Origin of the sequence: Acinetobacter sp. ANC 3903, assembly GCF_002135315.1 — a bacterium.
GTDB lineage: Bacteria > Pseudomonadota > Gammaproteobacteria > Pseudomonadales > Moraxellaceae > Acinetobacter.
Map to the genome: position 1 here is coordinate 33453 of NZ_NEGA01000024.1, position 24417 is coordinate 57869.

Consider the following 24417-nt stretch of genomic DNA (forward strand, 5'->3'; position numbering starts at 1 on the left):
GTGATTGAAGAACTGTTACCGTATTATGAAAAGCAATTACAAGAATTTGGGCAACAATCGCGTGAATTTGCACAAAAATATCCAAAAATTGCTCAACGCTTATCCCTCAATCAAGAGCAAGTTGATGATCCGCATATTGAGCGTTTGATTCAGGCTTTTTCCCTAGTAGCTGCGCGTATTGATAAAAAATTAGCCGACAGCTATGAGGTGTTTACCCGCTCATTATTTGAAGTGATGTTTCCTCAGTATCTTAAGCCATTTCCTGCATGTTCAGTGGTCAGTTTTGAAGATACAAACAAGTTAAAACAGCTAACTGAAGTACATGAAATTCCTAAAGCGACTTCGTTAAAGTCACGCAGTTTTAAAGGTGTACAGTGTGAATTTACCACGACACAGCCTGTTCGATTACTACCAATCGCTTTAAATCATTTGGATTTTAAAACCCATCCTAGTGCACACATGCATTTAAATCAGAATGCGACCCTCAGTTTAAGTTTTAAAATTTATCAACCTACTCCCAAGCTGTTGAGCAATGAAAATTTACCGATTTACCTTGATGCTATTGCAAATTTTCCTTTGCAGGTTTTGGATAGTATATTTCATACCAGTACAGGATTTTCATTAAAAATTGGCAACCGTATTATTGAAATTGCTAATCCATTTACAGTCATGGGATTTGCTGAATCTGAAAGCTTATTGCCGATTGATCAGCATACGCATCATGCTTATCGTTTACTGATGGAATATTTTTGTTTTGCTGAAAAATTTAATTATCTCAATCTTGATTTAAGTTTCTTAGAACATTTAGCAGCGAAAGATACCGAATTTGAGATCTTGATTCATTTCAAATTGAATTTAAATGATCAGGCCTGTATTCGAAATTATAGCGAGCTGAATGTTGCAAACTTTAAACTGTTTGCAACACCTGTGGTGAACTTGTTTTATAAACAGGCAGAACCTCAGAAAATAAACCATAAACAATTAGAATATCCATTGCTCACCGATGCACATCATCCTGAATTTTATCAGTTATATTCAATAGTGAAGATGAACATGATTCGGGAAAAAAGTAATCAGGATCAGATTGTTGTTCCAATTTTACCCTTTTTTGCCATGAGCCATTATCAACAGCATAGGGAGCAATATTTTTATAGTTTAAATCCTACACCATTACAGAATAATTCAGTGGGAATCCATTATTCCATTATTTCCAAATTTTTGTCGCCACATAGTACCAAGGCTGATTTCATTAGTGCGCAATTGCTTTGTTGCAATAGAGACTTGCCGCATGAAGCTTTAAGTCAGGCCAAAAATGTTCTGAATTTGAATGATAGTCATCTTGTACGGCGAGCATTGATTCTCAAGCGACCGACCAAGCCTTATTACTTTGAGCAAAATAAAAAAGAACAATGGCGCATAATTTCTCATTTATCTTTAAATACTTTGTCGCTAATGAAAGGGAATGCCATTAGTCATATTAAGGAACTGTTAGCACTTTATAATTTGCCTAAATTGAAAGAAAACCAACAAATTATCGATGCCATTAAAAAGATAGATTTTTCTTTAACCCAAAAATTAGTTGAAGCCCAACCTTTTCCCTTATTTGTCCGTGGCATCAAAGTGAATTTGGTAATAGATTCACAAATTTTTAAAGGCCATAGTTTGTATATTTTCACTCAACTTTTAAGTCATATTTTTAATTTAAAAGTACAAATGAATAGTTATGTTGATCTTGTGATCTACGATTCAAATACCCAACAGGAGTTATACCAATGCGTGCAGAACGTTGGTGGCAAGAAGCTTCTGTAATTGATGATCTGATTACAACCCCAACAGCTTATGAGTTTACTCAGGCGATTCGTTTGTTGCGTCACACGCCATATTCATCTACCACCCAGTACTGGGCGAATGATTTTAAATTTTATAGTTCTTTAAATCTTAATTTTCCCGTGACTGAGATTGAAAGCTTAAGCTTGGATAATAAATATATTCAGATCACTAATCTAATGATGGGTTTAACCGGTATACAAGGCGCTTTACCTTATAGCTACACCCATAAAATTAAACAAAGCCGTCGTCAGCAAAAACAAGAAACGCTTCAATTTTTAGGCTTATTTAATCATAAGCTGACCGCACAATATGTCGATGCGAGTCTGGCCTATTATTTGCCTATACGTTATGAAATTGAAAGGGAAAATGATTATCTGGATATTTTGCATGCCTTAAATGGTTATGTCAAAACACAACAGAATCAGCCTGAATTGGAAGATTATTTTGCTGAATTTTCAGGTTTAATGCAGGGCCAAAATAATACTGCCTATGCTTTAAAAACTATGCTGACTTGTATTTTCAAAACGGAATTTGTCATAAAAGAGTGGGTTGAAGAAAAATTTAAATTAGCGGATGCACAAAAAACAACTTTAGGTGGTTTAAATACCGGTTTACTCGGAATGAATACCTTTTGTGGCGATAGTATTCGTCAAATGGGTGGGAAAATAGAAATTCAGATTGGCCCATTATCTAGAACTGATTATCTCAGCTTTTTACCGCAGCAAAAGATGAGTGAAAAATTAAAGAAAATACTTTCAACCTGGTGTAGCCCAACGATGATGGTGGATTTGCGTTTAATTTTAAAAAAAGAAGACATCCAGCCCCTTTGCCTGGATTCAAGATCAGAACAGGGCTTGGCCCAGGGCACTTTTTTAATACCTAAACATACGGAAGCCAATTCAGAGACATGTTATGCATTATTAGGAGACATGCAATGAATAAACTGATGCTGGGAACTTTTAGCAGTATTTTTCTATTGCTGAGTATGGTCATTATTTATTACTGGCGTGATATCCAATATGATCCTTCAGCTCTAGATTTAGTCTCATACTTTTTTGTTCTACCTGTCCTTTTGTCTTTAATTTTGCTTGCGCCATATTTCATTTATCGGGCTTATCGGTTATATATACGGCGTCATGAACAGCAAAATCAAACCCTATTAGAACAGCAGCAATTGAATAAAGCTCAGACAGATAAGGAGCCCAAAATTGAAGAGATTAAATGGCTTAATTTAAATGTCTTTTCATCATTTGCATGTCATGCATTTGGTGAAAATGAAAAAATTATAGAGGGGCTAAAAAATTTTAAAACGCCGAAATTAGATTATAACTTGGCAAATAGTGTTGGTTTACCTGTTTTGTCATATAGAATTCATCCACTTGATCATGTGGCAGAGCTACAGGAGGATGAGCAGAATAGCGGAGATCAAAAGGGTCGGTTAGCACGTATAAAAGCTTTAATTCAACAACAATTAGAACAACAAACTGAAATCTTATGGCAAGTGGCTGAACATTTAAAGCAATCTGCATTATTTTATGATAGTGAACTAGCCTATCAATATCGGATGCATCCTGCATGGAACAACCCCGATACTACAACCGATGATAAAGATGATCAGGACATTTCAATTGAGCAGGTGCCACGTCTAAATCGACTTAACATTCATCTCTTGTTATCAGACAACTTATTACAGGCTTGGGATGAACATTTAACGCAGGAAATAGTGCTTCATTTTATAGAATCGTTGGGAATTCTTTCGCAGCAAATACATCTGCAGCCTCATTATATTGCCTCGCAAAACGCTTATACATACTGGCTTAAATTATTGGAGCAAATTTCAACCCAAAGTGATGAAGTTTCATTGCTCATCAATGTGGATTCGGAAATTGACCAAACATTGCTGGATGAAAAAATGTGGCAGATGGATAATTATTTGGCAGCAGAATTTGCATCCAGCTGGTGTGTGGCGGCGGCAGAGGTGAAGATCAATAACATAGATGCCATCAAGGTGCTTAAAGTTGCCAGCGATGGAGATGATTTATCTATTTGTCTCAATCAAGTAGTAACTCATCATACAGATCAAATCCAACAAGAACAGCCTTTTGTATTGGTTTTAGATGATGCAACGGATATAAAAAGTATTAAAAAAAATAATCAGAGATTTGCACCCGCCTTAATTGAAACCCATCATCTTTTATATACAAAATCAATGCTGGGTCATACACAACATCTGGCAAAGATTTTTGGCTTTATGTTGGGTATGCACCTGCCAGAGGAAATAACAATAATGATATACAGTAGCGATCAAGCTTCAACCTATGCTTTTTTTCAAACTAAAATTGTAGAAAATTGACTTGAAGTACTCACCATTTAAAGATGAATAAAAATAAATAGAATAACGAGAATCACATGTTTTATACCGTTTTAGCTTATGTCTGGCAATATGTAACCCATCCCAAAGCCATTATTGCACTCTCTTTTTTAGTGGCATTGATTTCTTCCTATAACATCATTCCTCGAAATATTTTTTGGGCGCTCGTTGCAACCTATGTTTTTGCACTTATCGGCTATGGCGTATATCGGCTAATTCAAAAATATCGTCATGCACAACAGGGTGCAGTGCTTGCTGAAGCTATTGAAAATGATACACAAGCTGAATATGGCAAGCAGAAAGATACGCAAGAATTACAGCTGATGAGTCAGCAAATGAAAGAATCGATCCAGCTGATTCGTAAATCAAAGTTGGGAGATAAAAAAGGCAATGCAGCACTATATGAATTACCTTGGTATATGGTGATTGGCAATCCAGCTGCAGGTAAAAGTTCGGCAATTTATCATTCAGGGCTGAAATTTCCCTTTGAGGATTCCCATCAAAAAAGGGTTTCTTCTGGTCTAAGTGGCACTCGAAACTGTGATTGGTTTTTCTCTACCGAAGGGGTGTTACTGGATACTGCCGGGCGCTACTCAGTTTATGCTGAGGATCATTCTAAATGGTTGGGCTTTTTGAATTTATTAAAGAAAAACCGTACTCGAGCACCGGTTAACGGTTTAATTGTGGTGGTCAGCATTGCCGAACTGATCAGCCAAAGCCCCGAGAAATCAATCCAGCTGGCTAAAAATTTAAGAGCGCGCATTCAAGATATTACCGAACGTTTAGAGATATTTGCACCTGTTTATTTAGTATTTTCCAAAATGGATTTAATCGCAGGATTTACTGAATTTTTTGAATGTTATGACGTCGACGAGTTTGATCAGGTGTGGGGAGCGACTTTAAAGTACGAGCCAAATTCCGTCCAGAATGTAATGACGATTTTTGAACAGCATTATGCTGTTTTATATGATGGTTTAAAAGGGCTAAGTACCACGCATCTTAGTCGACGTCATAGCCAGAATATTTCACCCAGTGTGATGACATTTCCTTTAGAGTTCAAAAGTTTAAAACCAGTACTGAAAACTTTTATTGGGACTTTATTTGAAGAAAATCCCTATCAGTTTAAACCCGTATTCCGTGGTTTCTATTTTACCAGTGCCTTACAACAAGGTGTAATTGAAAGTCCAATGACCCAGCAGATTGCACAGGATTTTCATTTATCACAAAACTTAAATAGTGAAAATACTGAACTGGGTAATTCGACTTCACAAAACCATGGCTACTTTCTAAAAGGTTTATTTTCAAATGTGATTTTGAAAGACCAAAATCTGGTTAAACAGCATATTAATCCTGTACGTAAGAAACAACGTTACTTAGCCTTTATCACTGCCTTATTGGGTATATCCATTGTTTTAAGTTTATGGGTCTGGTCATATCGGAATAATCAGCAATTGATTGCCGATGTGCAATCCGATCTGGACAAGGTCGTCCAACTGGAAAAGCAATCCGGACAAGAACTCTCTACGCAACTGAATGCCTTGCTGATTTTACAGGAGCGTATGCAGCAGCTTGATCAATTTGAAGAAACTCAGCCTCTACAGTTTAGCTTTGGACTGTATCAGGGTCATGCGTTGCTAGAAAAATTACAAACTGAATATTTAAAGGGCATTAGACAACTGCTTTTGCAGCCGACACAACAGAATATTGCACAGTATTTACAACGTATAAAAAGCAACGAAGCCACTTTAAAGGCCAATCATGTTAGTGTTGAAATAAAACAAGTCGATAAAAATCAGCAATATTTAGAACCATCTGAAAGCAATCCCCAAGATGCTTACAATGCTTTAAAGGCTTACTTAATGCTGAGTAATCCTCAATATATGGATTCAAGTCATTTAGGTGATCAGTTGACACGTTTCTGGCGTCCTTGGCTGGATTCAAACCGTGGCCTGATGCCACGTGGTGAAATGATCCAGAAAGCGGAGCAAATATTATCCTATAGCATCACGCTGGCACATACTCAAAATTTTCCAATCCTTGAAGCAGACGCTTTGCTGGTTGATCAGACCCGTCAGGTTTTATTGGCTGTCGTTCGGGGGATGCCTGCACGGGACCGTGTGTATAACGAAATCAAAATGCGTGCCGCAGTGCGTTATCCTGCTGTAACTGTAAAGCAGTTAGTGGGGGGAAATGGCCAAAATATAGTACTGGGAAGTTATGCCTTACCTGGCATGTTTACTTATAAAGCATGGACTGAATATGTAGAAAAAGCGATTGATGATGCCGCAAACCGCCCAATAGATAGCAAAGACTGGGTGTTAAATAGCACTCAATCGGATGATCTCACTTTTAGTGGCAGTTCAGACCAGATTCGTAAGCAATTAACAGCACTATATAAGCAGCAATATATCGCTGAGTGGCGTAAATTTTCAAATGGCATTTACTATGCCAAGGCCAGCGATTTTAACCAGCAAACAAAAAATATTGATATCTTGGGCGAGCCAGAAAATTCCCCCATTCGTGCCATTATTCAGCATATTGCTCAAGAAACCAGTTGGGATAACCCAGTGCTTCAGGCAGAACTGGCTACACCGAAAACTGGTCTCATGGCATGGCTTAAAGCTAAAATTTTAACTCAGGATGAGCCTAAAGCGACGAACCTGGCATCGAATCAGGCACAAAGAGTCATTTTAAAAGAATTCCAGATGTTCTATCAATTAATTCGTAAACGCGATGATCAGCAAAACAAATCTTTATTAGATGAATATATGCAATCACTTGCACAGGTCAGGAGTAAATTTAATGATCTGAAGAGTACCGGGGATATTGGTCCGGCAGCCTTTATTTTAGTCAAGCAAACGATTAATGATCAAAACTCTGTTTTTAATAATAGCCAAAAAATAATTGATGAAAAAATGACTGTTGGACTGAATGACCCAGATCAGCAAGTTCTGCAAAAATTATTAATGAGTCCCTTAACTCAATCCTTTGCCTGCTTATTGATTCCAGCACAGCATGAAATGAATAAATTATGGATGATCCAAGCGAATCAGCCATTTAGCGCTAACTTAAGTCAAAAATATCCATTTAACTCTTCTGCAACATTGCAGGCCACTCGCCAAGAAATCAGTCAAATTTTGGGTGAAAATGGCAGTATTGCACGTTTTGTCAAAGACTATCTCGATCCGCTGGTCATTCGTCGTGGCTATCTATTAACCTCCAAAACCTGGAAAGATTTGGGGATTAGTCTGAATCCACAATTTGTAATGAATTTCCAAAGCTATGTGGCCCCCAATAATGGCATGGCAACAGGGGAGTTGAACCAAACAACGGCAATAGCGGCAAGCAATCAATCGAATTTCCAGTTTTATCCTTTAGAAAATTCACAACTTCTGTCTTATACCATTGATATTGATGGCCAAAGAATGGTCTATGAAAATGGCATTCAACAATGGGTGAATTTTGTCTGGCCAAATCAAGGCTCTATTCCGGGTGCACGTATTAGCGCGGTAGATTTGCAAGGACAAATACATACCATCTTGGATGAACCGGGGGAATATGGCATTAATCGCCTGATTGATCATGCACAGCGTACACAACGTGGCGATAGTTTTGAGATGATCTGGAAAGATCAACAAAATCCTGAGCTAGCCGTAAAAGTTAATTTCCGTTTGATTAGTGGTAATTCAGGACGTATTGGTTCGAGTCGTGGGTATGCCGGCATGCAACTGGTTGATCAGGTGGTGAATGATAAATCGGTTCGTGTGGTTGCAGCCCAGACAGTCCCAACACCTGTAGCAGTGGTTAAAACAAATGCCACTCCTGCATTAGCAAGTATGAATAGTGCTGGAGTTAGCCAATGATGAATATAAAGCATCTCATCCGCACATCAAAAAAAGAGGGAGCATATTCATGCATACCATGAAAACTTTCCCGATTTATTATGGTAAATGTCCCGCACATGGTGATTTTTTGAAAACGCGAGGGCAGTCCGCTTTAATTCAACTACTAGATCAATGGATTACTGAGGCACTGGAATATGCCATGCAATCAGCTGATTTTGCTACAAACTATAAACAACTCCCTACGCTGGATTTTTTTATTGCAAATCCACAGGACAGCAGTTTTCTGGTCGCCAATTTAATCAGCAGTGAAGATAGTTCAGGTCGTCAATTTCCGATGTTGCTGAGTCATTTATTAGAAGTTGATTCGCCCGGTGATAATATTTTGTACGCACCCTTGCGTTATAAGCAGACTTTAATTGATTTATTGCAAAAGAATAGGGAATTACAGTCGCTCAGTGAGCCTGATCTTCTACCTGATAAACTGGAAAAATTAAGCAATGAAATTGAAGTGCTTACACGTAATGAAAGTGCTGAGTTTTATCAAGATCATACTATCCATTCATTTGCACAATTAATGAGTTTAAGTGCCAATGAGCTGGCTCAAAATATGATCGGTTTGGGATTATTGTTGCAGCCCGTGATTCAACAAGGAACGGCGCAGATCAAAAAAGTCCTGATTTTACCTATCAATAACACCAATTATAGCCATGAAATAGCCGCTTTTTGGGTCAATTTGATCAGTTATTTTGTTTCAAAACAAAATGTAGAATTATGGACGGGAATTTTGCATCTGAAGCAACCCGTGCTGCTGTTTGGTTTCCAAGGTGCCGATATTATTGCATTAAGCGAGATATTCAATCAAAAAATGGATTCCGGGCATTGGGTTTCACTGCTTCAAGCCAACTGGATTGATCCTTATTTAGAACAAAATGCAGGACTTGCTGCTTTAGAACAAGTTTTAAGTGAGCGCCAACTAAGTCTTATACAAAGTATGAAACTGTTTAAACAAACCTTTATTAATGAATAAAATATTATGAAAAAACAATATATTAAAATTATTATGCAGATCTTTTTTTTAATTTTCAGCTTATCTATAGTGACCCATGCCGAGCCGATTGTCATTGAGGGGGCGGTGCCCAATGAAGCCAGTAAACAAGAGATTTTAAATAAAATGTACACGACTTATGGGCAAGAGAATGTCATCGATAGACTTCAAGTCCGTGCTGTTACTGCTCCTAATGGTTGGAGCGGTGCTGTGAGTAATGTCATTACCGATGACTTAAAGAAAGTAAAACAAGGCAAACTAACCGTACGTGGTACGCAGGTGGATTTATCCGGAAAAATGAGCGATGAAAAGGATCTTCAGCCGACAACTACAAAATTTCACAGTCTTGTAGCAGCTCCTTATCGTTTAAATGCACAATTATCCGTAAACCAAGCTGAGCAACAAATGATTGATGCCACATTAAAGCATCGTATTATTGAATTTGAATCTGGAAGTGCTGTGTTAACTGCATCAGGCACACAAATTTTAGATGAAATGGCGGTAGCATTGAATAAAGTCAGCGGTAAAAAAGTGAAGGTGATTGGCCACACGGATAGCTCTGGTGATGCAAATAAAAACCTGACTTTAAGCCAGCAGCGTGCAACTATAGTGAAAAATTATTTAATTGGGAAAAATATTGCAGCTGTAAATTTAACTGCAGAAGGTTTCGGTTCGAATCAACCTGTTGCTGATAATACCACTGTAGAGGGTCGCAGAAAAAACCGTCGTATTGAGTTTCAAGTTCAATAAGTTATTGCATTTAAAAACGATATTAAATAAGGAAGCATGATGCTTCCTTATTTATTTTTATGATCAAGCATCCTGAATTCTACGCCAGGGTTTTGCCTGTTCAATTTCATAGGCCAATTCAATTAAAGTTTTTTCATCACCAATATTGGCGGAAAGCTGCATGCTAATTGGCAAGCCATCCACTTGCGTTTGTCCCATCGGGATCGACATTCCTGGGGCGCCAACGACATTCTGAATGGGAGTAAAGGTAACGTAATTTTGAATCCGATCAAATAATTGATCAAATGGAAGCCTAGGCGATAGATAACCAATTTGTGGGGTTGTATGTGCTAATACCGGTGAAAGAAGTACATCATATTGGTTAAAAATGTCCTGATATTGTTGCTGCATTTTTTTTAAACGGTACAAAAATAACGGCGTTTTATAAAAGTTCTTTTTATAAAGTCCAGCAAGTCCAACGGTTAAATTATCCAGCTTTTTAGCATTAAATCCGGCCCCAAAAGCCTGTTTGCCAAAGGTTTGCAGCATAAAAGATAAAAAACCCCAATATTCACTAAAATCATCAACAAAGTTTATGGAGATAGGCAGCTTAAACTCTTCAACATGATGACCCAAGTCTGCCAGTAATTTCGCAGTCTGGTTGAGGGTGAATGATGTTTCCTGATCAATTTGACCGGTGATGGATTGGGTAACTAAACCGATTCGTAAACGGCGCTGGTTAGGCTGTTTGATTAAACCAATTTTAGGCAGTTTTTTATTATAAAATCTTTGTTCCATACCAGCATAAAAGTAAGCCGTATCACGAACACTGCGCGTAACTACACCTTCACTGATGATATTAATGGGTAAAGAACGTGCTGCATCACTATCAAAAGTACGACCGCGACTGGGTTTGAGTCCAATCAAACCACAGCAAGCAGCGGGGATTCGAATTGAACCGCCTCCATCATTGGCATGGGCAATAGGCACTACACCCGAGGCAACCATTGCAGCAGAACCACCTGAAGATGCACCGCAAGAATAGGCTGTATGCCAGGGATTAACAGTTGCACTGCCATCTTTAAACTCAGTGGTGGCATTTAAACCAAATTCGGGCAGGGTAGTTTTACCTAAAACCACAAAGCCCTGATCTAAAATTTGTTGACTGATTTTTGGATTAATTAATACGGTTTTACCATGTACCGCTTTAGAGCCATGATGAGTTGTCAGGCCTTGGTAATCGGTATTGTCTTTAAAAAAGAAGGGAACACCGGCAAAAATTCCTGTTTGTTTGAAATGTGGCTTTGATAAGGCACGCTCAAAACAATCAAGCTGAATCGCATTGAGATGCGGATTGACGCGTTGTGCGCGGGCAATCGCGGCTGCTGTGACTTCTTCTACGGAAGCCTGTTTACTGCGAATTAATTGTGCAATACCCACGGCATCTAGATCTGACATTACATCATTATCAAATGCATGAATTCGTTTAGAATTTTGCGATTCCATATAATTTTAGCCCTGTATTTCCGTATATTTTTGTTTTTTCATTTTGTCTTATAGAGATCAGCATAAGAAAACAAAGCTGATCAAAATCATTTTACAACATAGTCATGACAATATTCACTGTCAATTTAAACTATTCATCCATTATAAAACCTTGCAGCGTAGCAATAACCTGATCGAGTGAATGCTGAACTGAATCTGTCCATTCAAATGAACAGTTCATCCTTAAATAATGTTGTTTTTGTGCGGTGATATTGAAAAGTTGACCTGGTGCAATACCTATGTTCTGCTGGATAAGGACTTCATAAACTTGCATGCTGTCTACATTTTTAGGCAGTTTCAGCCATAAAAAATAGCCACTCGGATAATATTCAATTTTACATTCAGGGGGTAAATTCAACTCTAAATATCTATAAAATAATAATTTATTATGCTGTAAATTTTTTCGTAAATTACGAAGATGCTTTTCATAATGAAAATTAGACAAAAATTCCACTAAAGCGGTTTGCAGTAAAGAATTGACCGAAATAGTGCTCATTAACTGCAAATGCTGAATATGCTGCGAGTATTTCCCAGCATGCACCCAACCCACCCGAAACGTTGCACCCAAAGTTTTAGAAAAAGAAGAGCAGTGGAGAATCAAATTATTTTGATCATAATAGGTCATGGGCAAAGGCTTTTTATGTCCAAAGTACATTTTTTCATAGACATCATCTTCAATCATATGAACTTGATATTGATGTAATAATTTTGAAATTTGGAATTTTATATCTTCTGAAACGGTAAAACCTATAGGATTATGGCTATTCAACATGAACCAGCAGAGTTTTACCGGATAGGTTTTTAAGATATGTTCAAAAGCATCCAGGTCAAATCCATGTTTTGGATGCTCTGGAATCGTAACCACTTTAAGGCCTACACGTTCAGCCGCTTGCCAGGCACCATAAAAAACATTTTGCTGCAAAACAATATAGTCACCTGGTTGAGCAATTGCTTGCAGCGCCAGGTTCAGCGCATCCATACCACCGGATGTAATGACAATGTCATCAGGATCGGTTGCTATACCTTGCATACAATAGCGTTGTGCGATCAGTTTGCGTAAAGCAAAATTTCCGGGTGGCAAGCTATCGATAGCATCATAACTTTTTTTATTACGTGCAATTTGTCCCATAATCTGGGTCAGTTTTTTGGAATAGACCAAATCACTGGCCGGAAATGCCGAACCAAACGGAACAATATGTTCACCCTGAATGGATTTCAGATACTTAAAAATTAATGAATTGATCTTAATATTAGAATTGAGAGAAACAATTAAAGGTGTGTTGTGTTCATGGTCGGCATATGTATTTGCAATGTAATAGCCAGATTTTTCCTTCGCATAAATTAACCCTCTAGATTCAAGCTCTTGATAAGCATTCATCACTGTAATCAGGCTAAAACCGGAAAGCTGCACTTGTTCACGTAAAGAAGGAAGTTTTTCATGGGCTTTCAGGGTGCCACTTTCAATCAGTTGTCTTAATTGATGAGCAAGCTGTTCTGACTTATACATGTGGAAGTATGATTTATGAAAAGTAACTGTCTATAAATATAACTGTATTTAGTCAATAAAAAAGTATTTTTATAACAGATTTATCTAAAAATGCAGATCTGTTATAAATTTTATGGCTGATGTTGTATCTATTAAATTCAAAAATATTTGCAATACTAGCGCACACTGAATGCAAACGCATGATGAATGTGCATAAAATGTTGAAATGGAGTGATAAATGTTTGAAATATCGCAACTAAATTTGATCCAGCAGTTGCTTAAAGGACATAAAGTTTCTTCACAGATTGAAGGGTTACTCAAGCAAAAATATTTAAATGTCGAAGCCACATTATTAAGAGCAAAAAAGCTCAGAGAAATAGAGAAGGCAGGGCACATTGTGATCCTGCAAGACCCCATTACAGCGCATATCGAAGATGTAGCTTATTTGTTCTCACCATTTATATTGGCTAATCTGAATCGGAAGGTTATTTATTACACAGCTAAAAATGAACAAATTTTAAGCATTTTGTCGCGGTATTATCAGGCTAGTTATAACAATCTCAGCTTTAATTTTGATGAACTATTGGACAGCCTGGGCTTATCTCTACAATTAAATGATGAAGAAATGACTCGGGAAGAATTATTTTATCTAAATTTAATCAAAGGCTTATGTAATTCAAAAGTATCTAGGATGGTTTGTATTACGCGTCTGAATGTCAATCTGGAATTGATTAATCTAATTGCTGATTTTCTGCATGTGCAGATTCAAGTCATTGCTCTAGAACAGCAATCTGAATACTTAGATATAAATAAAATCAATATGTTACAACTATTGTTTAAGAATAAAAGTGATGAATACATACAACTTTGTACAAAATTTTCTCAAATTAATGCCAAGTTGCTGAAAATATTAGATTTATATAGATTTGATCAAGCCCAATTGCTGGTAGATGATATGTTTTATTCAGAGCATATTTTTGAAAAACTTTCAGTCTATGGTGAATATATGCAAACTAAAATTCAATATCATTAAACTAAAAAAGCAGCATGCTTGACGAAAACATGCTGCTTGATCATAGATTTAGTTATATTGAAATCATGGAAGATATGAATTATCTGCATTAACCACGAATGCGACACCAATACAGAACAATAAAGCATAAATCCCGAACCAAATGATGGCGCGTTTGAAAGCTTTATCTGAAATGCCACTGTCAGCGTATTTTTGCTGTCTTTTTTGCTCTTGATCGTTCATCAGGCTATCTCAATTTGTCTATCTGTTAGCTTGATTATTGACGATGTAAATGAGTATCTATAGATACAAAAAAGTGAAATATTTATATAACAGTTATAGTTTTAAATTTGCAGGGGCATATTGAAAGCGTGCTATGAATAGCTATTATAAATCCAATGCAAAAAATTTAGACCTGGCTTTAAACGGATTTATCTATTTTCCAGAATGGATAAAAATGCTTCGATAAAGTTAGGTAGTCTTTTATGATGAATTTGTCCCACTTTAATGATTTCATAAGTTAAACCATCGGGTTGGAGCTTCTCACTTTCTATTTTTAACAGTTGTTGGGTTGACTGTAAGCCCTTTAACCAATCTTCAAGTGCTTTGATCGGTATATCATTTTTAATATCGCCACCTTGCATCGCTGTTTTAAAATGGCTTAAGGTTGTACTGTCTTTAAAGCAGACTTCAACCCGATGTTCGGTACTGTTAAATAGATCATGCTTGATCACAAACAGAAATTTTCCACTGACAGGTTTTAGGGCAGTGATATAAATATTTTTATGGTTTAGGCTATATCTTTTATTTTTGGCATTATTAAATTCTGAAGTCCATCCTTGAGACTCTAAAAATTTATCCATTTCAATGAAGATCAGATCGGTGACTTGTTCTTCAAGCGTATCTGCAAGCTCCTTAAGTTCATGGCTAATCACGATTAAATTATTTTCCAACTTTGATCGTTGGGATTCCTCATCATCATGCTGTTTGGATTGGGCTAATACGGCTTGGAAGCGTTGTTCAGGCGTCATGATTCTACTCACTTGATATAAAGCCTTATGCGTTAATGATGTGGCTGAATATATATAATTGCAAGTAAGAAGAAGGTACTTAAACCAATCGTTTTCAACAGAATATAGATGAGTGTAAAATTATATATTATTGATATGTAAATATAAATTAATTAATTTTGATATCTGTGATATGTAATAGTGGTTAAAATAAATACACATTTTGTAGCGATTCAACGAAGCAAATTTTTATTGCGCAAATTTCTCACTGGAATCCGAAAAAATTAATGGAATAAGAAGCAACTCAATAGAACATTTCTAATAAGTCACGTTAAGGGAGAATAATACTGTTGGGTAAGTAACAACTCTAATTTTAATATTTAGATAACTTGCAGACTATGAAAAGATGACATACCTAATGACACTTAATTATTTTGATCTAAATTTACTAAGATTGAATAATTATTGCCAAACAATCATTTTTGAATCATTGACGTCCGTAAACAGAGTAACCCCAATCCTGTTTAAGCCAATGATTCCATAATCTGAATGATTGGCTTATTTCGATGGATTAATTGGTATGCACATACCGAAGCATAAATCCCACTTAAAAAGCCCGAAATACTACGAGCTTTACTTGTTACTAAATTGTATTGTCCTTTCAATAGGCTGAATAACGTTTCTATTTTATTGCGCTGTTTTAAGTGATATTCATCAGATTTTGGTAGTTGAACAGACTTCATATTCTTTCGATGATAGGTAATCAAATCAATACCTTGATCTCTTAATCTGCTTTTTAATTCTTGGCTGATATAGCCACGATCTCCATAGAGCTTCGCTTGTAAACCTGTAACTAACTGCTCAACCATTTTAATGTCAGCAATATGCCCATTGGATAATGCTGAGCTAATGATCTCGCCAAATTGATTCATCACGATATGTAATTTACAGCCATAAAACCACCCCATCGAGCTTTTACCGCGAGATGCGATCTTGGCTAATGATTTATGGCGTTGGATGCGTTGATTTTTACAGACAGGTAGAGTCGTTGAGTCAATCCATAAATATTGTTTGTATTGATCTTTCATCAGAGCGACATGTAGAGCGTGTAGTGCCAATTGATGCCTATTAATCAGGTGAATCATGCGATGGTAACAGGGCAAGCTTTTAAATAAATGACTTTTATCCTGTTTCAACCATGAGAAGAATGCTTTGAAATTGTTGAAGTGAGAACACTTATACCAAATGGCGATAAAGGTGATTTCAGAGATACTCAGTTGTGCTTTTCGGATTCTTAAGCAGTGATTGCTTTGCTTTAGAAATTTCCAATAAGTTGCTTCAAATTTAAGAAAGAAATCATCAATTACACAGAATAATTCGGTACTATTGAACATAAGGACTAGAGTTGTGAGTTTGGTGTGGTAACTCAACTGATGGCTCTAGTCCTCCCGTTTTTCAAGTTAAGTCTTATCCGCGATTCGGGTAGAGTAACAAGTTTAGTTAAATGAGTAACGTATAGCGAACATGCTTTATATAAATTACATAGTTAGCATTTCGTATAATATATATTATGTTAAATAAGATATCCGAGATTGCGCCCTACATAACTCAGCCGTTGGCGCAACTTCACTGGAGAGATTCACCAACATATTAATCTCTCCAGTGAAGTATCTTAATGAACATAATATACGTTATGCCGAAATCCGTGAGCTTTGGAAGTTTATATTTTTATTTTGGAAGTTAATTTATAAACGTCCAATTCATTTTACTAAGCAACTCACCTACGGATCACAAAGCAGCTAATAGGATGACATTACAAGCCTAACAATTCAGGAAAAAATAAATACGCCAATCCATAGAATAAAAATGGCTGCAATGCCAATAAAAGCAATGCAAAAATTAAAGCCTTCAAATTGATATTTTTTAACATAAAAGCCCTATTTTGATTCAAATTTAGTCAATCGTAACCCGCATGTTATAAATGGGGGTGGAAAAATCAGTCAGGAGACTCGATTCAGGACTGAAGAAGTGTTGATTTAGGGTACTTTCCCCCGTGTTTTCACGGGTAATGGTGCTTTTTTGATCATTCTTATTTTTCATGATTAACCCCAATTAAAACAAACTGAATAGCCAGAGATAAAACCTAAAACAACACCAAGAGCATATGAAGCTAAATGTAGACCTGACATGTAATCACCCCAAACAACGAGTTAAATGGAATGAAATAAGACCTTTGAACATGATTGAATGACAACGAGGACATTCAGCAAGGTCGATTTGATGAACTGCATTAATTCGCATTAGCAATCCCCCATTTCTTCTTTTAATTCAGCATTTGTTTTCTTATAGAGATCTGCATAAGCATCAATGTATGAATAGTCATAAGCCATTTCACTTGCAACAAGCGCCAAGTGTTCTAAGCACTGCTCTGTAGAGAAAGCAGGTACAAAGTTCTCTAAAGCGCATTGACCATGTTGAGAAACCAGTTCAGCAACTCGGTTAAAGGCTGCTTGGGTGAAATCTTGAGGACTCTTATAATTTAGTTCCATGTAACAACATCACATGCAATGATTTTGACGAAACATAACACAATTACACGTAACAATACAACATGTGACAAAATAATATTGTCACAAGAAACATTGTTGAGTTACTTAAATGAGAAAATCTGATCTTTCAAAAACTTATAGAGTTCGCGGAGAATTTACAGACAAGATCAAAAGCTTATCGTTAGATTTCATTATCGAAACTAAAGAAAGAATAGAAGAAGCGGATATCGTTAATGCTTTGCTTTACAAGCACTTAAACGAATTAAAGGCAAAAGATGTAACTAAATATATAGAGGAAATAAAAAAAGCGGATTAATTTGATTTTCATGGATATTGAGTACTGAACAAAAAGGGCCTTTTATAGGCCCTTCTCTTTTGATACATTTTGCCAATCATAAAAAATAGTGAAAAACATTAAGTTATTGTTTTTTATAAATTACGTTTAGCTAGGGAAAAGCTCTCCGGTTTAACTCGATGTGTAATAAAATGCCAAGCTCTGACGAATGTCGCATAACGTAACTATTATGTTAAATAAGATATCCGAGATTGCGCCCTACATAACTCAGCCGTTGGCGCAACTTCACTGGAGAGATTCACCAACATATTAATCTCTCCAGTGAAGTATCTTAATGAACATAATATACGTTATGCCGAAATCCGTGAGCTTTGGAAGTTTATATTTTTATTTTGGAAGTTAATTTATAAACGTCCAATTCATTTTACTAAGCAACTCACCTACGGATCACAAAGCAGCTAATAGGATGACATTACAAGCCTAACAATTCAGGAAAAAATAAATACGCCAATCCATAGAATAAAAATGGCTGCAATGCCAATAAAAGCAATGCAAAAATTAAAGCCTTCAAATTGATATTTTTTAACATAAAAGCCCTATTTTGATTCAAATTTAGTCAATCGTAACCCGCATGTTATAAGCCGCTATAATCTGCCAATCGTATGATCCAACTTAATAAAAAGTACCTTTAATTGATCAATCTCTCGAGATAAATCATCATTCGATAACTGTATGTTTTCTAAATGTTTTTCTAAACATTCACGGATAAAAATATAATCTTCTTTAAGTAAAACTCCCTTATTTCTATTGTAGCCAACTGTTCTATATAGATGTCTATTAATCATTCAGTGTAAAATCCGATTTTTATCACATACTTAGATTAACCATGCTAGAAAATCTATTTAATAAAAACAGATATATTTCAAACACCAATCTACTGTATAAAATTGCCAAAGATGCGTTACTTGAAAAGCATGTCATTAAACGCGGAAATCAAATTTTAGTATATGAAATCAGCAGCTTAAGACAGAAAGGAAAATTCATCAAAAGTCTGGAAATCAATAAATTACCTATCACATTAAAATCAAAAAAATCAATCAAATATGCAAAAGTACCTAAACGTTCAGAAATCATTAAAGATTTTATTTAATCAGTTCGGGCGGAACACGCCCTCTGTTATGCCCTATTAGATTCATTCTCCCGGATTTTGTAATCAGAGAGAAGATGTTTCAGTATTTTGATTTTCCGGTTCACTCGTAGACACTCGCTCTGTAGATTGTTGATTAGAGTGTGATTGATTTGTTGAAGAATTACCCTGAGCAAAATAATTAAATGGTCTGTAACCATCTAACCACCTTCTACAATCCTTTTCAGACACTGAGAGCATATAGTTACCCTGCTGATCCACAGCAACAAGCTTACCACTGGAGAGCTTTATCACACCTGACATTCTAGGAAAGTCATTTGGATTTACTTCCTCAGGCACATATTCAAAATCATAAGGTTTTGAAGGATCATAAACATACTTCTTAACCTCTCCAGCTGAAGAAACCGATAAGCCACCTTTTGAAATATCATCAAACCATTTTGTGCATTCAGGTGTTTCAATATTTACAGCTTTTCTACAGATATTAGATAAATCTTGAATCTGCTGTTGTTGGGGTTGCTGTTGTGTCTGAGCCTTAGTCTGTTGTGGAGAAGCCGAAGACGTTGAAACAGTTTCAGCTTGAGCAGAATTCTTAAAGAATCCAAATTCAGAGGAATAAGCTCGATAGCCAGAATAAACAATTAAACAAAGAAAAAGTAAAACTGGGATTTTCAAACCCCAAGGCAATGAAGCTTTAGCTGTATGCTGTTCTGCTGAAATGTAATACTTAAAAAGCCGTTTAGGGAAAAACCATATTTTCCAAGAAAGAGCATTTTTACGAGTAGCATTACCGAAACTATCCTGAATCTCAGAATAACTATAAATAATCGCCAACTGCATCTTAAAAAGACGACGAAGAATTAAATGCTCAGAGGTTGCAGCCTTAACAAAGGAATTTAAAAGGTCAGGCTTTTGAGTAACAAGAACAATGTCAAAGCCAAAATGACGATGCATAGTTAAAGCACGGCCAATATCTAAAATATCCTCTTTAGCTCTCTCAAGTGCTACCTTTTGAAGATTGCGAACATTTTGAATTAACTGTTCTTGTTCTTTAACCTTTAAAGATAAAGGCAATTCTGTATAAACAAAACCATGCTTATTTAAAAGATCAATTTTTAAAGGAGTTGGAAGATTTGCATAATCTAGAATTTTAGTAACTTGATTATTATAGAGTTCATTAATATATCGAGGTAACTGATAATTTTTAAGCAAATCAGTCTTAGAAAAAGCTGGGTGTTCATGGGCTTCATCAAAAACAATTAAAGAACCATCTGGAAGATCTCGCCAGTCAAAAGGATTATTTGTTGAAGATGTAATAGGCAAAACACCTGGAATATTAATTCCAATGATGTTTGTAAAAATCATACGGTTAGGATTTTTTCTAACCGTTGTTTCTAATAGTTCAACACACCAAAGTGACTTACCTGATCCAGGTGGTGCTGATATGGCTGTAAGCATTTTATACCCCTTTTGTTCGATCTCCCCACGCGCACACTAAGCAGGAATCACAGGCTCATCCCGCCCAGCGCGCGCGCATAGCGATCCCACAAATGTGTTAAGACTTCCCTACCCAAATACGCGCACACTTGATAAATATGACAAGCTGTATCGTGGATAGAATCATTGATAAACATAGGTCAAGCGTTAAAAGCTTAGAGAATGAAAGTGCAAGTTCAGGAAGATTATCTAAGGAATTTTGAGCTTCAATAATTAATCCATCTAAAATATCTTTGACCCAGTTATAAGTAACTAAAGTCAGACCCGCACCCATAAGAATACGAGCAATAACACTAGAAATTAATGAAGTTAAAACAAGGGCCAACAACTTAGACATATCAGACCCTCAATAAAATAAAGCCGCAGAAAACTAAAGTCATAAGCTGAAAAACATATTTAAGAGGCTCAATCGTGTTACAGATCGGCTGCATTTGAACGGCTTTATTTACTTGAATACCGAAAGGCAAATCTTGTACATCAAATATAATATCAGCAGGACACGCCCTAACATTGGCTGTAATAAGATCTTTTTTAATTTCCTGTTTATCAAGCTCTTTTTCCGGAACATCAATAGGTTCAGGGGTTTCTGGAGGCTCTTTAGTCCAATCAAACCATTCCTTAACTTTTGTAAAGAAAGATTCATTTTGTTTTAAATCAGTTTTTTGATTTTCTTTAATTTCTATGTTGTCTTGTTTTTGAACTTTAAAAAAATCACAAACAGAAGGTGCCCAAGTACAAAAATTAGGTAAAGTAAATTTACTACCTGCATCTGGTTTTGATGGATCATAAGTATCCGGTATACCATCACCATTTGTATCAGAATTGGGATTTGGCGTTGTAGAACCATTAGGCTCAGTGCCAGGTTGAGGAGTAGCAGAATCTAAAGCAGCAGCTGTTTTTGCTTTTGGAGCACTTTCAGGGATAGGACTATTTGGATCGTAAATATCAGTAATAACAGAAGGCAATGGAGACTTATTTTGACCTTCACCTAAAATTTCATTACCGAGTTCTGTATCAGACAAAAGTTCATACTCTTTAGGCTTAGGAGCATAAAGTGGGTTTGGCTCACTATAAATATCTTGATAAGTATTATTGCCATATTTAATATTATAGCCAAAACATCTCATTGATTTTGCGCCAGTAATCGTACAAGAAGTAAATTTAATTTTATTATTAACATTACCAAACTGACTATTATTTAAATCAGATGAAAATTTAGTTAAAGCACCAGGACAATCAGAAACGGTATAACAAGTAACTGAAAAACCATTATTTGAAAGAATATAACGATTGGAATATTGAGTAGGATCAGCAGGATCTACAGGCTTTTCTCTTTTAATAACTTGAGAACCCTCATCAATAAGCCAGCCCAAACCCTCAAGCATTACAGTAACAGATGTAAAAGCGGCAACACCAAAAATACCAGCCCTAGCAGCAGAACCCAATTCAGAAGCAGCAACAGGCACACGAGCTTTATAAATAGGATCATTTGCAGCAGTAGCACCAACTTTTCGTGCAGTTAATTCAACATTTTTAGAAGCTGAATCATAGACTTTTTCTACAATTTCCCACTTTTCAGCGGCACCTGCATATAATTCAGTAATAGAGAAAAGAAACAAAAAGGATAATAAAATAGAAATTCTCATCATTTTAAAATCCTATAGAGAGCGACGCAGATCACGACGAGAATGAAATAATTTAAAAAAGACTCAACTGACATGATCTGCACCTAAAACACTTATGGAAAGGATTATTTCTTTTTAATTACAGAAACAACCAAACCAAAAATAACGATACCCACAACAATAGTAAGCACCCAAATACCAGTAGAACTTAGAACTTCTTCACCACCCGCAGCCGTAGTTGCTGTTGTGACATCAGCAGCTTTAATAAAAGCGTTAGAAGAAGTTGAAACAGCTAGAGCGATAGTCGCACCAGCAGCAGCACCCATTTTGTATTTGAAACGCTGAAACCATGATTTTTCATGAATCTCTTGAGTTTCAATTTTTTCTACATTTTGTAATCCCATAGGATTCTCCTTTTTAAGTTAAGTTAGCGTGCTTTTTTTACTATCTGGAGAACACGCGTAATTATGAAAACTCCAGCAAACATTTTTAGAACATACTTAATGAGTTCATCTCTGGCCTCATCAGTAAGTTCTGGAAGAAATGGAGTGAAAAGAACCCACTGATCACACGCCTGAGTTGCAGCATTAACGACTTCACAAACGTATGCCATTTCTTAAAATCCTTAACTAGCTGACTTTGGCTGAACCTTTTCAGGCACCAAATCAACAAGAAGTGTTTTTGAATCAACGCCATTGTTTACGACATTAAAGATCGCTCTAGCTTTAAATGGCGGTTCAAATTTTTCAATGAGGTCATAATTCGAAGAAAGCCCCCAAGTGTATTGAGTGCTGACAATGCCCTTAGAACGCTCACCAGATTGCATATCAGTTTCAATATAGACCTTGGTTGAATCGTAAGGCTTTCCGTTCATTTCACCCTTAGAGGCTTTAAAAGCGGTAACTACAACATCAGATTGCATTAGCATGAGTAAATTCCTTATATGAGGAGTTATTGACACCAGCCACGCCTACAAATAAAGGCATTTCATCGAGAGAACTTGTTGGTTTACAAGCATCAAGCGAAGATTTAATTGGCTGTTTTAAACGGATTGACTGCATCACAGCAGCATGAGAAAACTTGAGACGCTTCGGCACTTCATCTTTTGGGGATGAAAGCATTGCGATTAATGCATCAGACTCAATAACTTTTGAGTATTGACGGATATATTTTCCGAATTGTTCACGGACAATTTCGATTGAACAATCCCAGTTAATTTGAGACGTTTTTTTAACAACTTGAGTCTTTTCAGGCGTTACAAAGTCTTTTTCTAATTGCTTGGCAAGCCATTCAAAACAAGGATATGCACCCAAAAAGTACTGTGAAGGAGACAGCAGAATATCAAGCGGAATATAACGATCCTTAGATTTAAACTCGACTTCTGCACGTGTCCAAGGACTTAAAGGACTGCCCTCCTTTTTGCCACGTTCATAGAAACGGCAATACTTGCCACTAGTACGATCACCAACACAGAATGAACGACCCTTACCATTTGGACGCTTCCAAGCACCCGGCTTTTCAATTTTCGGAGCACGACCACCACACCAGAAACCGTCAAGATCATCCCAGTGATCGGCAATATCTACAGATATATACTTGCCTTCAAAGTCATCATAAGCCAAGTCACAGCGGGTAATTTTTGGATTAACACAACCCTTAACTATTTCAATGCCAGTTGAAGAATCAAAGAAACGCTCATAAGAAGTAAGCCATTTGTATAAACGGAGCTGCCAGCCTTTACGGGCCAAAGCACAGCCCGAACCGTTGATTTGTACAGATATTTTCTTAGAGCTATGGCCGTAAAGCACCATGCCGAGCATGTCTTGAAGTTCATATGCAAACTTGTAGTTATGCATACCACGATCACGTTTTTTTTCTAAGCCAAAGCCAAAAATCTCATAAAGATGGTGATCTAAGAAAGTTTCAATGCCGTAGGTTAATGAAGATTCGGCATTATCAGGATCAATAGAAAAATATTCTTTGCCTAGGGTAGATTGGCAAAAGCTAAAAGTTAGCCAGTCATGTGAAGCAATACCGTATTCATCACAAGGAACTGAATGCAGAATTGGCACATTGCCCTTTTCTGTTAGAACCATTTTTACGTTGTCGAGCTTCCGCGGGAAGGTGAACTCATCGCACTTCAGGCGAGGATCAACTGCCGTAACCCCCATATTATAAATGGGGGTGGAAAAATCAGTCAGGAGACTCGATTCAGGACTGAAGAAGTGTTGATTTAGGGTACTTTCCCCCGTGTTTTCACGGGTAATGGTGCTTTTTTGATCATTCTTATTTTTCATGATTAACCCCAATTAAAACAAACTGAATAGCCAGAGATAAAACCTAAAACAACACCAAGAGCATATGAAGCTAAATGTAGACCTGACATGTAATCACCCCAAACAACGAGTTAAATGGAATGAAATAAGACCTT

At 36.5% G+C, this 24417-nt stretch carries 22 protein-coding genes; 9 read left to right on the forward strand and 13 right to left on the reverse strand.

The features are described from left to right. The 6 genes from tssF to B9T29_RS15495 are packed head-to-tail and all read left to right on the forward strand — an operon-like array spanning position 1 to position 9841. The gene (gene tssF, locus B9T29_RS15470; RefSeq protein ID WP_086176771.1) at positions 1–1809 is read left to right on the forward strand and encodes a type VI secretion system baseplate subunit TssF; all 1809 of its coding nucleotides are present in this window, start codon (positions 1–3) and stop codon (positions 1807–1809) included. Beyond that, on the forward strand, positions 1773–2768 hold the full coding sequence (gene tssG, locus B9T29_RS15475) for a type VI secretion system baseplate subunit TssG (protein WP_086176772.1): 996 nt from the start codon (positions 1773–1775) through the stop codon (positions 2766–2768). Before tssF ends, tssG begins: the two co-directional genes overlap by 37 nt. Next, on the forward strand, positions 2765–4183 hold the full coding sequence (locus tag B9T29_RS15480) for a hypothetical protein (RefSeq protein WP_086176773.1): 1419 nt from the start codon (positions 2765–2767) through the stop codon (positions 4181–4183). Before tssG ends, B9T29_RS15480 begins: the two co-directional genes overlap by 4 nt. 56 nt (positions 4184–4239) lie before the next feature. Then, on the forward strand, positions 4240–8064 hold the full coding sequence (gene tssM / locus B9T29_RS15485) for a type VI secretion system membrane subunit TssM (protein WP_086176774.1): 3825 nt from the start codon (positions 4240–4242) through the stop codon (positions 8062–8064). A gap of 49 nt (positions 8065–8113) precedes the next feature. After that, positions 8114–9073, forward strand: coding sequence for a type VI secretion system-associated protein TagF (gene tagF, locus B9T29_RS15490; protein WP_086176775.1), 960 nt, complete (start codon positions 8114–8116; stop codon positions 9071–9073). Between the two features lie 33 nt (positions 9074–9106). After that, positions 9107–9841, forward strand: coding sequence for an OmpA family protein (locus tag B9T29_RS15495; protein WP_228146634.1), 735 nt, complete (start codon positions 9107–9109; stop codon positions 9839–9841). Between the two features lie 63 nt (positions 9842–9904). Here B9T29_RS15495 and B9T29_RS15500 read toward each other — a convergent pair whose 3' ends face one another. Further along, positions 9905–11326, reverse strand: a complete 1422-nt coding sequence (locus B9T29_RS15500) for an amidase (RefSeq protein ID WP_086176777.1) — start codon at positions 11324–11326, stop codon at positions 9905–9907. 130 nt (positions 11327–11456) lie between these two features. Next, complete coding sequence (locus B9T29_RS15505) at positions 11457–12872, reverse strand: PLP-dependent aminotransferase family protein (RefSeq protein WP_086176778.1); 1416 nt, start codon at positions 12870–12872, stop codon at positions 11457–11459. 217 nt (positions 12873–13089) lie between these two features. Between B9T29_RS15505 and B9T29_RS15510 the strand changes: the two genes are divergently transcribed. Beyond that, positions 13090–13884, forward strand: a complete 795-nt coding sequence (locus tag B9T29_RS15510) for a hypothetical protein (protein WP_086176779.1) — start codon at positions 13090–13092, stop codon at positions 13882–13884. A 63-nt stretch (positions 13885–13947) separates the two neighbouring features. Here the strand turns inward: B9T29_RS15510 and B9T29_RS16350 are convergent, their stop codons facing one another. The 5 genes from B9T29_RS16350 to B9T29_RS15525 all read right to left on the reverse strand — a co-directional run bounded on the left by B9T29_RS16350 (position 13948) and on the right by B9T29_RS15525 (position 17422). Further along, on the reverse strand, positions 13948–14106 hold the full coding sequence (locus B9T29_RS16350) for a hypothetical protein (protein WP_171262915.1): 159 nt from the start codon (positions 14104–14106) through the stop codon (positions 13948–13950). A gap of 188 nt (positions 14107–14294) precedes the next feature. After that, on the reverse strand, positions 14295–14906 hold the full coding sequence (locus B9T29_RS15515; protein ID WP_143222984.1) for a hypothetical protein: 612 nt from the start codon (positions 14904–14906) through the stop codon (positions 14295–14297). Between the two features lie 491 nt (positions 14907–15397). Continuing rightward, positions 15398–16267: an IS982 family transposase gene (locus tag B9T29_RS15520; RefSeq protein WP_086176781.1), complete on the reverse strand. Its 870-nt coding sequence runs from the start codon at positions 16265–16267 to the stop codon at positions 15398–15400. Between the two features lie 559 nt (positions 16268–16826). Continuing rightward, positions 16827–16973 (reverse strand): hypothetical protein, encoded by a 147-nt coding sequence (locus tag B9T29_RS16355; protein WP_171264073.1) that lies wholly within the window; start codon positions 16971–16973, stop codon positions 16827–16829. A gap of 200 nt (positions 16974–17173) precedes the next feature. Beyond that, complete coding sequence (locus B9T29_RS15525) at positions 17174–17422, reverse strand: hypothetical protein (protein WP_086176782.1); 249 nt, start codon at positions 17420–17422, stop codon at positions 17174–17176. 109 nt (positions 17423–17531) lie between these two features. On the opposite strand from B9T29_RS15525, the gene B9T29_RS15530 reads away from it, so the two are divergent. Together B9T29_RS15530 and B9T29_RS15540 are read left to right on the forward strand one after the other, a co-directional pair. Continuing rightward, positions 17532–17738 carry a hypothetical protein gene (locus B9T29_RS15530; RefSeq protein WP_086176783.1) on the forward strand — a complete coding sequence of 69 codons (207 nt, stop codon included), beginning with the start codon at positions 17532–17534 and terminating at the stop codon, positions 17736–17738. An 865-nt stretch (positions 17739–18603) separates the two neighbouring features. After that, the gene (locus B9T29_RS15540) at positions 18604–18867 is read left to right on the forward strand and encodes a hypothetical protein (RefSeq protein ID WP_086176785.1); all 264 of its coding nucleotides are present in this window, start codon (positions 18604–18606) and stop codon (positions 18865–18867) included. A gap of 63 nt (positions 18868–18930) precedes the next feature. On the opposite strand, the gene B9T29_RS15545 is transcribed toward B9T29_RS15540, so the two are convergent. From B9T29_RS15545 to B9T29_RS15575, 6 genes are all read right to left on the reverse strand, one after another. Continuing rightward, positions 18931–20322 (reverse strand): zonular occludens toxin domain-containing protein, encoded by a 1392-nt coding sequence (locus tag B9T29_RS15545; RefSeq protein WP_086176786.1) that lies wholly within the window; start codon positions 20320–20322, stop codon positions 18931–18933. Positions 20323–20419: 97 nt separating this feature from the next. Then, positions 20420–20698 carry a DUF2523 family protein gene (locus tag B9T29_RS15550; protein ID WP_086176787.1) on the reverse strand — a complete coding sequence of 93 codons (279 nt, stop codon included), beginning with the start codon at positions 20696–20698 and terminating at the stop codon, positions 20420–20422. 1 nt (position 20699) lies between these two features. Next, on the reverse strand, positions 20700–22010 hold the full coding sequence (locus tag B9T29_RS15555) for a virulence factor TspB C-terminal domain-related protein (protein ID WP_086176788.1): 1311 nt from the start codon (positions 22008–22010) through the stop codon (positions 20700–20702). Between the two features lie 101 nt (positions 22011–22111). Next, entirely contained in the window at positions 22112–22390 is a 279-nt protein-coding gene (locus tag B9T29_RS15560) for a hypothetical protein (RefSeq protein ID WP_086176789.1), read from the reverse strand. Between the two features lie 221 nt (positions 22391–22611). Further along, the gene (locus B9T29_RS15570; RefSeq protein WP_086176791.1) at positions 22612–22914 is read right to left on the reverse strand and encodes a hypothetical protein; all 303 of its coding nucleotides are present in this window, start codon (positions 22912–22914) and stop codon (positions 22612–22614) included. Then, complete coding sequence (locus B9T29_RS15575) at positions 22898–24283, reverse strand: replication initiation factor domain-containing protein (RefSeq protein ID WP_086176792.1); 1386 nt, start codon at positions 24281–24283, stop codon at positions 22898–22900. The genes B9T29_RS15570 and B9T29_RS15575 overlap by 17 nt, the downstream gene beginning before the upstream one ends. Positions 24284–24417 lie beyond the last annotated feature (134 nt).